7 protein-coding genes are annotated in these 13,402 nt (G+C 71.8%); 5 read left to right on the forward strand and 2 right to left on the reverse strand.

The genetic code is table 11. The features are described from left to right. The first annotated feature begins 134 nt into the window (after nucleotides 1-134). From ACWCYY_RS29950 to ACWCYY_RS29960, 3 genes are all read left to right on the forward strand, one after another. Nucleotides 135-503, forward strand: a complete 369-nt coding sequence (locus ACWCYY_RS29950; protein ID WP_449797801.1) for a hypothetical protein — start codon at nucleotides 135-137, stop codon at nucleotides 501-503. Nucleotides 504-679: 176 nt separating this feature from the next. Then, entirely contained in the window at nucleotides 680-2,125 is a 1,446-nt protein-coding gene (locus ACWCYY_RS29955) for a glyceraldehyde-3-phosphate dehydrogenase (protein ID WP_345288852.1), read from the forward strand. A 214-nt stretch (nucleotides 2,126-2,339) separates the two neighbouring features. Next, a complete protein-coding gene (locus ACWCYY_RS29960; protein ID WP_449797802.1) occupies nucleotides 2,340-10,646 on the forward strand; it encodes a SpaA isopeptide-forming pilin-related protein in 8,307 nt (2,768 codons plus the stop codon). A 105-nt stretch (nucleotides 10,647-10,751) separates the two neighbouring features. On the opposite strand, the gene ACWCYY_RS29965 is transcribed toward ACWCYY_RS29960, so the two are convergent. Then, entirely contained in the window at nucleotides 10,752-11,402 is a 651-nt protein-coding gene (locus tag ACWCYY_RS29965; RefSeq protein ID WP_449797803.1) for an HD domain-containing protein, read from the reverse strand. A 71-nt stretch (nucleotides 11,403-11,473) separates the two neighbouring features. On the opposite strand from ACWCYY_RS29965, the gene ACWCYY_RS29970 reads away from it, so the two are divergent. Both ACWCYY_RS29970 and cpt read left to right on the forward strand, forming a co-directional pair. Beyond that, complete coding sequence (locus tag ACWCYY_RS29970) at nucleotides 11,474-12,463, forward strand: GlxA family transcriptional regulator (RefSeq protein WP_449797804.1); 990 nt, start codon at nucleotides 11,474-11,476, stop codon at nucleotides 12,461-12,463. After that, complete coding sequence (gene cpt, locus ACWCYY_RS29975; RefSeq protein ID WP_449797805.1) at nucleotides 12,460-12,999, forward strand: chloramphenicol phosphotransferase CPT; 540 nt, start codon at nucleotides 12,460-12,462, stop codon at nucleotides 12,997-12,999. Before ACWCYY_RS29970 ends, cpt begins: the two co-directional genes overlap by 4 nt. 7 nt (nucleotides 13,000-13,006) lie before the next feature. On the opposite strand, the gene ACWCYY_RS29980 is transcribed toward cpt, so the two are convergent. Beyond that, entirely contained in the window at nucleotides 13,007-13,363 is a 357-nt protein-coding gene (locus ACWCYY_RS29980; protein WP_380149739.1) for a hypothetical protein, read from the reverse strand. Nucleotides 13,364-13,402 lie beyond the last annotated feature (39 nt).

The following is a 13,402-nucleotide window of genomic DNA, read 5'->3' on the forward strand; positions in this document are numbered from 1 at the left end:
CCGCACGATCATCGGCGCCGTTCCCCCACCGCGGCAAACGGATATCCGGCCGCCGCCCCTGAGTCCCGTACCGGGCCGGAACCTGAGTACGGCTACTCTGTCCCGCCCCCACCCACGGCCGGGAGGCTGTTCCCATGACACCGAGACTCCCGCAGCCCGCCGCCGCCCTCCTGCTCGCCCTGTTCGCCGCCGCTGCCTGGACCGCCTGGCTGGGCTGGGACCAGCGGTACGACGAGCTCCCGGACGGCTCGGTCTCCGGCCCCTACCAGGCCTGGCAGGTCATCGGGCTGGTGCTGACCCTGCTGCCGGCCGTGCTGTGGGCGGCCCTGCGGCAGTACCCGGCGGCGGGGGTGCTCGGCGTCTCGGGCGGCCTGGCCACCGCGGCCTGGGTCGACTGGTCGGGCGGCGACGGGCTCTTCGTGATCGGCGTCGGGATGGTCGCGATCGGCAGCCTGGCCTCGACCGCCGTCCTGACCGGTGTGACCCAGGCCGTTCGTTCCTGAACCTTCGCCGGTCCGCCGTCGTCGAGGGGGGCCGAGCTGACGGTGAACGAGGGTGCCGACCGTGAAGTCCGTCACCCCTCCACGGCTCCGTGCCTGGTCAGGGGTGGTCCGGCCGCAAGATCGAAACCGGCCGAAGTTAGCATGGGGGCAAGGCCCTACCCTCGAAAGATGGACTTGTGACTGTCAACGACGACGTGCTCACGAACTGGAACAACCGCGAGGAGATCGCGGAGTCGATGATTCCGATCATCGGCCGACTCCACCGGGAGAAGGACGTCAACGTCCTGCTGCACAGCCGCTCCCTGGTGAACAAGTCGGTTGTCTCCATCCTCAAGACCCACCGGTTCGCCCGCCAGATCGCCGGCGAGGAGCTCTCGGTCACCGAGACGCTGCCCTTCCTGCACGCGCTCACCTCGCTCGACCTCGGCCCGTCCCAGATCGACCTCGGGATCCTCGCGGCCACCTACAAGAACGACGCCCGCGGCCTGACGGTCGAGGAGTTCACGGCTGAGGCGGTGGCCGGTGCGGTCGGCCCCAACAAGCTGGAGCGCCGCGAGTCCCGCGACGTCGTGCTCTACGGCTTCGGCCGGATCGGCCGCCTGCTGGCCCGCCTGCTGGTCGAGAAGGCCGGCTCGGGCAACGGCCTGCGCCTGCGGGCCATCGTCGTCCGCAAGGGCAAGGGCGACGACCTGGTCAAGCGCGCCTCGCTGCTGCGCCGCGACTCGATCCACGGTCAGTTCAACGGCACCATCACGGTGGACGAGGCGACCAACACGATCATCGCCAACGGCACCGCGATCCAGGTCATCTACTCGAACGACCCGACCACGGTCGACTACACCGAGTACGGCATCAACGACGCCATCCTGGTCGACAACACCGGCATCTGGCGGGACCGCGAGGGCCTGTCGAAGCACCTGCAGCCGGGCATCGCCAAGGTCGTGCTGACCGCCCCGGGCAAGGGCGACGTCCCGAACATCGTGCACGGCGTCAACCACGACACGATCAAGCCGGACGAGCAGATCATCTCCTGCGCGTCCTGCACCACCAACGCGATCGTCCCGCCGCTGAAGGCGATGGCGGACGAGTACGGCGTGCTCCGCGGCCACGTGGAGACCGTCCACTCGTACACCAACGACCAGAACCTGCTGGACAACTACCACTCCTCGGACCGCCGTGGCCGCGCCGCCGCGCTGAACATGGTGATCACCGAGACCGGTGCCGCGTCCGCCGTCGCCAAGGCCCTGCCGGACCTCAAGGCGAAGATCAGCGGCTCCTCGATCCGCGTCCCCGTGCCGGACGTCTCGATCGCGATCCTGAACCTGCAGCTGGCCCGCGAGACCAGCCGCGAGGAGGTCCTGGACCACCTGCGCGAGGTGTCGCTGACCTCGCCGCTGCGCCGTCAGATCGACTTCACCAACGCCCCCGACGCGGTGTCGAACGACTTCATCGGCTCCCGCCACGCCTCGATCGTGGACGCGGGCGCGCTCAAGGTGGACGGCGACAACGCCATCCTCTACCTGTGGTACGACAACGAGTTCGGCTACTCCTGCCAGGTCGTGCGGGTCGTCCAGCACGTCTCGGGCGTCGAGTACCCGACCTTCCCGGCCCCGACGGCCTGACCTCCCGTCAGGACGCCGCACCCCGGCTGACCGAGGCCGCCCCCGCCACCGCGCGGGGGCGGCCTCGGCCGTTCGCGCAAGCCCTGCTGGTCCGAGGGGATGAAAACGCGCGTCCGACAATACGGTTTGACGGCGTTTCAGAAAGTAGGGGTCTCATTTCTTAGGACATTCTCCGGAGAACAGCACCGTCCGGAGAAAGGCCCAGGTACCGCCTGTGTCCGCCCTGTACCGCCCGCCGAAGAGGGCAGCAGCCCTCACCGTCCTCGCCCTCTGCGCCGGCTACCTCGGCGGCTGGGTGCCCGGTGCCGAGGCCGCCGCCGGGGACGGCTCGGTCACCGTCCGGGTGGTCCGCGAGGTGAACGGGAACGGCGCGTACGACAGCGTCCTGGAGCCCGGCATGTCCGGTGTGACGGTCAACCTGACCGACGACGCCGGCACCACCGTCAGCGGCACCACCGGCGCCAACGGCCAGGTCACCCTGAACGCGGGCAGCAGCACGCTGACCGGCGGCAGGTACCGGGTCCAGGTGGTCAACCCCAAGCCGGGCGTGCTGTACTCGGCCTTCGCCGACCGCCGCGGCCTCAGCGCCGCGCCGGGCGACCTGAGCAGCACCGAGGAGTTCGTCGACCTCTCGGGCGGCAGGAACGTCTCGTACACCACTGCGTTCTGGAACCCGGGCGACTACTGCCAGCAGAACGCTCCCCTGGTAACGGCGTGCATCCGCAGCGACACCACCCCGGCCGACACCGAGTCCCGGACCCTGGTGACCTTTCCCTACAGCGCGCGGGGCAACAACAACCAGACCACCGACCTGGCCACCAAGGTCCAGACCGGCGCGGTCTACGGCATCGGGTACAGCAAGCAGCGGAGGTGGATCTTCAGCGGTGCCATGGCCCGCCGCGGCGCCGCCTACGGCCCGGCCGGCACCGGCGGGATCTACCTGACGGACCGCTCGACCGGCGCCACCACGCTCTTCGCCACCGTCCCGAACACCAACAACACCGCACACAACTTCGCCACCAACATGGACCTGGCCTACACCCCGGCCGTGGCCAAGGAGGCGCTGGGCGACGTCGAGGTCTCGGAGGACGGCCAGGACCTCTGGGTGGTCAACCTGGCGGACCGTCAGCTCTACCGGTACGACGCCACCCAGCGGACCGCCGCCGCACCGCGGGCGGTCTACCCGATCCCGGCGCCGACCACCCCGTGCCCGGCCGCCGGTGACTGGCGGCCTTACGGCCTGGGCGTGCAGGACGGCATGGTCTACGTCGGCGGCGTCTGCTCGGGCGAGTCGACCCAGCGGAAGTCCGACCTGCGCGCGATCGTACGGACCTTCGACCCGGTCGCGGGCACCTTCGGACCGGTGATCCTCGACCAGCGGCTCGACTACCCCCGCCCGGTGACGTACACGGTCGCCCCCTGCAACGGCGACGGCTGGTACCCGTGGTCGGACACCATCCCGCTCACCCAGGACGGGACGACCTGCGGCAACACCTACTCGTCCAACCCCGAGCCGATGCTCTCCGACATCGTGGTGGACACCGACGGCTCGCTGATCCTGAGCTTCCGCGACCGCTACGGCGACCAGATCGGCAACGCTCAGCGGGCGGTGGCCGGCGGCGGTCTGCTCACTCCGTCGTCCGGCGGTGCGCTCAGCCGGGCCTGCCTCAGCGGCACCACCTACGTGATGCACGAGAACCTCGGCTGCGGCAACACCACCCGGGGGGACGGCTACTACGACCAGCAGCGCACCGCGTTCCACCACAACGCGCTCTACTCCGGCATCGCGCTCTCCAAGGTGGAGACCACGATCGCCAGCTCCGCCCTGGACCCGGACAACGTGACCACCTTCACCGGTGGCACCGCCTGGGTGAACCGTGACGGCAGCAGCCCCTCGACCAACGCCCAGATGGGCAACCGGCTCACCAGTGCCTTCGGCAAGGGCGGCTCGATGGCCGACCTCGAGGTGATGTGCGACGAGGCACCGCTGCAGATCGGCAACCGGGTCTGGTACGACGTCGACAAGGACGGCATCCAGGACCCGGGCGAGAACCCGGTGGTCGGCGCCACCGTCCGGCTGTACGACTCCACCGGCGCGATCGTCGGCACCATGAGGACCACCGCGCGCGGCGAGTACTACTTCGACAACTCCAACGTCGCGGGCACCCTCAGGCCGAACACCCGGTACACGGTCAAGGTCGACCTGCCCGCCGACTACGCCTCCGGCGGCCCGCTCTTCCAGTGGGTCCCGACCCGGGCGGACGCGGGCACCAACGACTTCATCGACAGCGACGGCCGGGTCCCGCCCGGCGGCACCTACCCCGAGTACTCCGTCACCACCGGCGGCCCGGGCCAGAACAACCACACCTACGACTTCGGCTTCAACCAGCCCGAGGGCGCCGTCACGGTCACCAAGACCGACCCGGCGGGCACGGTGCTGCCGGGCGCGGTCTTCCAGCTCTGGAAGGAGACCAACTCCACCGCCGGGCTGCAGAGCAGCGGCGCGAGCCCGGACACCAGGGTCGGCACCCCCTGCACCACCCCCGCCTCCGGGCAGTGCACCGCCACCGTCGGGCTCGGCACCTACTACTGGCAGGAGACCCAGGCTCCGCCCGGCTACCTGATGCCGGCTCAGCCCGTCTTCGGCCCGCTCGTCCTGACCACCGCCAACTACCAGGCGGGCGTCACCGTCCCGGCCGTGGACCAACCGATGACCGGCGTGCTGACGGTGACCAAGACCGACCCGAGCGGCAAGGTGCTCCCGGGCGCCGTCTTCCAACTCTGGAAGGACACCAACGGCGCCGAAGGCCTCCAGGCCACCGGCTCCACCCCGGACACCAAGGTCGGCACCGCCTGCACCACCCCCGCCTCCGGGCAGTGCTCAGCCACGGTCGAACTGGGCACCTACTACTGGCAGGAGACCCAGGCCCCGGACGGCTACTCGCTCCCGACGCCCAGCGTCTTCGGCCCGGCGGTCCTCACCTCCGCCAACTACCAGTCGGGCGTCACCACCGTCGCGGTCGACCAGCCGCTCACCGGCGCCGTGACGGTTACCAAGACCGACCCGGCCGGGCAGGTGCTGGCGGGGGCCCAGTTCCAGCTCTGGCGCGAGACCAACTCCGTCGCCGGACTCCAGACCGACGCCGACACCCGCGTCGGCACCGTCTGCACCACCCCCGCCAACGGCCAGTGCACCGCCACCGTCGAACTCGGCACCTACTACTGGCAGGAGACCCAGGCCCCCGACGGCTTCCTCCTCCCCTCGCCCGCCGTCTTCGGCCCGCTCGTCCTGACCACGGCCACCTACCAGGCGGGCGTGACCGTCACCGCCGTCGACCAGCCGATGACCGGCCGGGTGACGGTCACCAAGACCGACCCGGCCGGGCAGGTGCTGGCGGGGGCCCAGTTCCAGCTCTGGCGCGAGACCAACTCCACCCCCGGACTCCAGACCGACACCGACACCAAGGTCGGCACCCCCTGCACCACCCCCGCCAACGGCCAGTGCACCGCCACGGTCGGCCTGGGCACCTACTACTGGCAGGAGACCCAGGCACCCGACGGCTACCTCCTCCCGGCCCAACCCGTCTTCGGCCCGCTCGTCCTGACCTCCACCAACTACACCGCCGGAGTCACCGCGACCGCCGTCGACGAGCCCGTGAAGGGCAGCGTCACGGTGACCAAGACCGACCCCAAGGGCCAGGTGCTGGCGGGGGCGCAGTTCCAGCTCTGGCGCGAGACCAACTCCGTCGCCGGACTCCAGACCGACGCCGACACCCGCGTCGGCACCGTCTGCACCACCCCCGCCAACGGCCAGTGCACCGCCTCGGTCGAGCTCGGCACCTACTACTGGCAGGAGACCCAGGCACCGGAGGGCTTCCTCCTCCCCTCGCCCGCCGTCTTCGGCCCGCTGGTGCTCGACCTGACCACCTATCAGGCAGGCGTCACCACCACCGCCGTCGACCAGCCGATGACCGGCGCCGTCACCGTCACCAAGACCAACCCGCGTGGTCAGGTGCTGGCCGGGGCGCAGTTCCAGCTCTGGCGCGAGACCAACTCCGTCGCCGGACTCCAGACCGACGCCGACACCCGCGTCGGTGCTGTCTGCACCACCCCCGCCAACGGCCAGTGCACCGCCACGGTCGAACTCGGGACGTACTACTGGCAGGAGACCAAGGCGCCCGACGGGTACCTCCTCCCGGCCCAACCCGTCTTCGGTCCGCTGGAGTTGACCTCCGCCAACTACACCGCCGGAGTCACCGCGACCGCCGTCGACCAGCCGATGACCGGTGTGGTCACGGTGGTGAAGACCGACCCCAAGGGCAACCTGCTGGCGGGCGCGGTGTTCCAGCTCTGGCAGGACACCAACGGCACCACCGGCCTCCAGACCGACGCGGACACCAAGGTCGGCGCCCCCTGCACCACCCCCGCCAACGGCCAGTGCACCACCACCGTGGAGCTCGGGACGTACTACTGGCAGGAGACCAAGGCCCCCGACGGCTACCTGATCCCCGCTCAGCCCGTCTTCGGCCCGCTGGTCCTCACCTCCGCCAACTACCAGGCGGGCGTCACGGCGACCGCCGTCAACGAGCCGGTGAAGGGCAACGTCACCGTCACCAAGACCGACCCCACCGGCAACGTCCTCGCCGGAGCCGAGTTCCAGCTCTGGCACGAGACCAACGGCGCCACCGGCCTCCAGACCGACGGCGCCACCCCGGACACCACCGTCGGTGCCCCGTGCACGACCCCGGCCTCCGGGCAGTGCACCACCTCGGTCGAGTTGGGCACCTACTACTGGCAGGAGACCAAGGCACCGGAGGGCTTCCTCCTCCCCTCGCCCGCCGTCTTCGGTCCCCTGGTGCTCGACCTGACCACCTATCAGGCGGGCGTCACCACCACTGCGGTCGACCAGCCGATGACCGGCGCCGTCACCGTCACCAAGACCGACCCCAAGGGCAACCTCCTGGCCGGCGCGGTGTTCCAGCTCTGGCAGGACACCAACGGCACCACCGGCCTCCAAGCCGACGACACCAAGCTCGGCACCCCCTGCACCACCCCCGCCAACGGCCAGTGCACCACCACCGTCGGCCTCGGCACCTACTACTGGGAAGAGACCCAGGCACCACCCGGTTTCGTCCTCCCCACCCCCGCCGTCTTCGGACCCCTCACCCTCACCACCACCAACTACACAACCGGGGTCAGCACCACGGCCGTCGACCAACCCGTCAAGGGCAACGTCACCGTCACCAAGACCGACCCCACCGGCAAGACCCTCGCCGGAGCCGAGTTCCAGCTCTGGCAGGACACCAACGGCACCACCGGCCTCCAGACCGACACCGACACCCGCGTGGGCACCGTCTGCACCACCCCGGCATCCGGTCAGTGCACCACCTCGGTCGAGCTGGGCACCTACTACTGGCAGGAGACCAAGGCGCCCGACGGCTACCTGCTGCCCGCCCAACCCGTCGCCGGCCCCCTGGTGCTCGACCTGACCACCTATCAGGCAGGCGCCACCGTCACCGCGGTCAACCAGCCGATGACCGGCGCCGTCACCGTCACCAAGACCGACCCCAAGGGCAACGCCCTGGCCGGAGCCGTCTTCCAGCTCTGGCAGGACACCAACGGCACCACCGGTCTCCAGGCCGACGACACCAAGCTCGGCACCCCCTGCACCACCCCCGCCAACGGCCAGTGCACCACCACCGTCGGCCTCGGCACCTACTACTGGGAAGAGACCCAAGCCCCGCCCGGCTACCTCCTCCCCACCCCCGCCGTCTTCGGCCCCCTCACCCTCACCACCACCAACTACCAACAGGGCGTCAGCACCACCGCCGTCGACCAACCCGTCAAGGGCAACGTCACCGTCACCAAGACCGACCCCACCGGCAAGACCCTCGCCGGAGCCGAGTTCCAGCTCTGGCACGAGACCAACGGCACCGACGGGCTCCAGCAGGACGGGGCCACCCCGGACACCAAGCTCGGCGCCCCCTGCACCACTCCCGCCAACGGCCAGTGCACCGCGAGCGTCGAACTCGGCACCTACTACTGGCAGGAGACCAAGGCCCCGGACGGCTTCCTGCTCCCCTCCCCCGCCGTCTTCGGACCGCTGGTGCTCGACCTGACCACCTATCAGGCAGGCACCGCCGTCACCGCCGTCGACCAGCCGATGACCGGCGCCGTCACCGTCACCAAGACCGACCCCAAGGGCAACGCCCTTGCCGGAGCCGTCTTCCAGCTCTGGCAGGACACCAACGGCACCACCGGCCTCCAAGCCGACGACACCAAGATCGGCACCCCCTGCACCACCCCCGCCAACGGCCAGTGCACCACCACCGTCGGCCTCGGCACCTACTACTGGGAAGAGACCCAGGCACCACCCGGCTACCTCCTCCCCAACCCCGCCGTCTTCGGCCCCCTCACCCTCACCACCACCAACCACCAGCAGGGCGTGAGCACCACCGCCGTCGACCAACCCGTCCGCGGCCGGGTCACGGTCCTCAAGACCGATCCCGCCGGCCGGATCCTCCAGGGCGCGGAGTTCCGTCTGTGGCGGGAGACCAACGGCAGCGCCGGGCTCCAGCCGGACGGCGGCACGCCGGACCTGACGGTCGGTGAGCTCTGCAGGGCGGCGGCCGACGGCCTGTGCGCCCAGCAGGTCGAGATCGGCACGTACTACTGGGAGGAGACCAAGGCGCCGGACGGCTACATCCTGCCGGTCCAACGGACCACCCGCGCACTGGAGATCACCGCCGCCAACGCGGAGGCCGGCGCCACCATCACCGTGGTGAACCAGCCGATGACCGGTCAGGTCAGCGTCCTCAAGACCAACCCGGGCGGTGACACCCTCGCCGGAGCCGAGTTCCAGCTCTGGCAGGACACCAACGGCACCACCGGCCTCCAGACCGAGACCGACACCAAGGTCGGCACCCCCTGCACCACCCCCGCCGACGGCCGGTGCACCAGCACCGTCGGCCTCGGCACCTACTACTGGCAGGAGACCAAGGCCCCCGACGGCTACGAGCTCCCCGATCCGGCCGTCTTCGGCCCGCTCGCCCTCACACCCGCCACCTACACGGCCGGCGCCACCGTCACCGCCGTGGACCAGCCGATGACCGGTCAGGTGAAGGTCACCAAGACCGACCCGAGCAGCACCCCGCTCGCCGGGGCCGAGTTCCAGCTCTGGCAGGACACCGACGGCACCACCGGCCTCCAGACCGACACCGACACCAAGGTCGGCACCCCCTGCACCACCGGCCCTCCCGGCCAGTGCACCGCCACCGTCGGCCTCGGCACCTACTACTGGCAGGAGACCAAGGCCCCGCCCGGCTACCAACTCCCGGACCCCGCCGTCTTCGGACCGCTCACCCTCACCCCCGCCAACCACCGGCAGGGCGTGAGCACCACCGCCGTCGACCAGCCCCTCCCCGGGGTGGTCAGCGTGCTCAAGACCGACCCGGACGGAAAGGTCCTGGCGGGCGCGGTCTTCCAGCTCTGGCGCGAGACCAACGGCACCCCCGGCCTCCAGCCGGACGGCGACACCCGCGTCGGTGACCCGTGCACCACCCCCGACACCGGACGGTGCTTCGCCACCACCCCGATCGGCACCTACTACTGGCAGGAGACCCAGGCACCCGACGGGTACGAGCTCCCGGCCCAGCCCGTGTTCGGCCCGCTCGTCCTGACGATCGCCAACTTCGACCAGGGCGTCACCGTCACCGCCGTCGACCGCCCGCTCAAGGGCTGGGTCGTGGTCCTGAAGACGACCCCCGACGGCCACGCCCTCCCCGGCGCGGTCTTCCAGCTCTGGCAGGACACCAACGGCACCACCGGCCTCCAGACGGACACCGACACCAGGATCGGCACCCCCTGCACCACCCCCGCCGACGGCCGGTGCAGCACCGAGGTCCTCCTCGGCAGCTACTACTGGCAGGAGATCCAGGCGCCGACCGGCTACCTGCTCCCCTCCCCCGCCGTCTTCGGACCGCTGACCGTCACCAAGGACAACCACCGCGAGGGCGTCTCCGTCACCGTCGTCAACGAGCCCCGCCCCGGCTTCGTCCACGTCCTCAAGCGGGACACCGCCACCCACGCGGCGCTCGCCGGAGCCGTCTTCCAGCTGTGGCGGGAGACCAACTCCACGGCCGGGCTCCAGACCGACACCGACACCCGCGTCGGCAGCCCCTGCGCCACCGACGCCGACGGCGCCTGCCACTTCGGCCCGCTCCTCCCGGGCACCTACTACGCCCAGGAGACCGCGGCGCCCGCCGGCTACCGCCTCCCCGCCACCCCCGTCACCGAACTGACCCTCACCACCACCGGCCCGGAGGCCTCCACCACCGTCACCGTCGACAACGACCGCGTCCCGCCGCCCCCGGACGAGCCCAAGAAGCCGAAGGAGCCCAAGAAGCCCCTCCCCAAGACCGGCGGCACCCCCACCACCCTCCTCACCCTCCTCGCGACCGCCCTCACCACCGCGGGCCTGGTCCTCCTCCTGACCCTCCGTCACCGGCGCCGCAAGGCCTGAACCCCGAACCACCGCGAATGAGCGGGCGCGGAGGCACCGACCGGTGCCCCCGCGCCCGCTCTGCTGCGCCCACCCACCCGTGGGCGCCGCCCGGCCGACCTACCGTCAGGAGCCCCAGCGCGAGGCCCGCGCCGCGCGTTCGACGGCGGTGACGCCGCCCGGTTCGCCGCGCTCGCGGAGGAACTCGCCGGGAAGGGTGTAGCGGGCACCGGCCTCCGGCGACCGGGCGGCCTGCCGGACGATGTCGTCCACCAGCGCGGTGGCCATGTCCAGTCGCGGGTACCGGCCGTGGAGCGCCTCGCCCTGGGCGTCGGTGACGAACTCGCTGCCGACGCCGAAGTCCAGGCCGACGCCCCGCCGGGTCAGGTACGCCAGGGCGCCCCGGCGTTCGGCGATGCCACCCGAGCTGTGCAGGGCGATCGCCTCCCAGACCAGGTCGGTCCGATCGGCCCCGTAGCCGTGCTCGGTGAGGAAGCGGGCGGCCATGTCGGCGCCTTCGACCTCGAAGCGCGCCAGCCCTGGCGCCGAGGTCGAGGCGCCGAGGTCGTGCAGGACGCAGGCGTGGAAGAGGAGTTCGGCGTCGAAGTCGGCACCGGCCTTCAGCCCCTCGTGTTCGGCCGCCAGCGCGGCGAACAGGTAGCTGCGGATGCTGTGGTTCGCAACGGGCGCGCTCTCGCACGACCGGACGAGGTCGAGGGCGGCACGGGTGACGGGAGTGTCCGGAAGCATCGGCAGGATGCGGTCTTCGGTGTCCATGAGGCGACCCTAGGAGCGCGGTGAGCCCTTCCGTCAGTGGCACGGGTGCCATGCACCGCTAGCATCGTGCCATGACCGGTCAGCGCTCGGGCGGGACGCACCACGTGGTCGTGCTCGCCCTCGAGAACGTCCTCGCCCTGGACCTCGGAATCCCCTGGCAGACCTTCGGGAGCTGGCCGGACGGGCCCTACACCCTCTCGGTCTGCTCGGAGAGGCCCGGCCCCGTCCAGGTGCACGGCGGCCCCGCCCTGCACGTCGCCCACGGTCTGGACCGCCTGGCGTCCGCCGACACCGTGATCGTCCCGGGCTTCCACGAGTCGACCGTGCCCGGTGCCGCGGTGACCGGCGCACTGGCGGAGGCGGCGGCCCGCGGCGCCCGCATCGCGTCCATCTGCACCGGTGCGTTCGCCCTCGCCGCCGCCGGCCTGCTCGACGGCCGCCGGGCCACCACCCACTGGCTGTACGCGCGCGAGCTGGCCAGGCGGTACCCGCGGGTGACGGTCGTACCCGAGGAGCTGTACGTCGACGAGGGCCAGGTCCTCACCTCGGGCGGCGTCTCCGCCGGCCTGGACCTGTGCCTCCACCTCATCCGCCGCGACCACGGCCCGCACCTGGCGAACCGTCAGGCCCGCATGCTGGTGGCGGCCCCGCACCGCACCGGCGGCCAGGCCCAGTTCATCGACCTGCCGGTGCGGCCCCGGTCCTCGTCCGTCCCCGACCTGTACGACTGGGCGCTGCGCCACCTCCACCGACCGCTCACCGTGGACCAGTTGGCGCACCGGGCCGGTCTGTCCCGGCGGACCCTGATCCGCCGCTTCCACGCCGACACCGGCCAGCCGCCCATGCGCTGGCTGCTCGACGCCCGGCTCGCCCGCGCCCGCGAACTCCTCACCTCCGGCGACCTCACCGTCGAGGCCGTCGCCCGCCGCTGCGGCCTGGGCACCCCGGCCAACTTCCGGGCCCTGTTCAAGGCGCACGTCGGGGTCCCGCCGCGCACGTACCGCGAAACCTTCCGCGAGGAGTCCGGACCGGCCCGGGCGGCGCCTACGGTGGAGGCATGACGATTCGGGTGATCATCCTCAACGGCGGCTCCAGCTCCGGGAAGTCGAGCATCGTGCGGGAGCTGCAGGCGGCCCTGCCCGAGCCCTGGCTCGCGTTCGGGATCGACGGGTTCGTCGAGGCGCTGCCCGCGCGGCTGCGGGAGGGGGAGGAGGGGATCGCCTTCGCCGAGGACGGCGGGGTGGAGGTCGGGGCCGGGTTCCGGGTGCTGGAGGCGGCCTGGATGGCGGGGGTGGTGGCGACGGCCCGGGCCGGGGCGCGGGTCGTGGTGGACGATGTGTTCCTGGGCGGGGCCGAGTCCCAACTCCGTTGGCAGCAGGCCCTGGAGGGGATGGACGCGCTCTGGGTCGGGGTCCGCTGCGAGCCCGAGGAGGCCGCCCGGCGGGAGCGGCTGCGCGGCGACCGGGTCACCGGGATGGCGGCCTCCCAGGCGGGGCCGGTGCACGTGGGCGTGCGCTACGACCTGGAGGTCGACACGACCCGCACCCCCGCACCGGCCTGCGCCCGGGCCATCGCCACCCGCCTGCGGGGCGACTGACCGGGCGTCAGTCCGGCCAGGGGTCGGTGGGGAAGCGAGCGGTGAGGGGGCCGCCCGGGCGGGAGCGGTGGATCCAGACGGGCCGGTGGCCGAGTTGGGCGACGGCGGGGGTGACGTAGAGCTGGCCGCGCGGTTCGCCGGGGTCACCGGTGTCGTAGGCGGCGGCGAGCACCAGTCGGAGCGCGTCGCAGGCACCGGCGTCGGGGTCGGCCGCGGTGGAGAGCGGATCGAGGTGGGCGGCCAGCGCGGCGAGCGCGTCCCGGAGGGCGGGGGTGACCCAGGTGACGGGGGCACCGTCCAGACCGGGGTGTCCGACGGCGTCGGGCCAGGTGCGGGCCCCTGCGGGGGCGGTGGTGGTATCCATGCCGGGACCGTACGGCGGGGCACCGACAGACCTCGGGGG

The organism is Kitasatospora sp. NPDC001664, assembly GCF_053596675.1.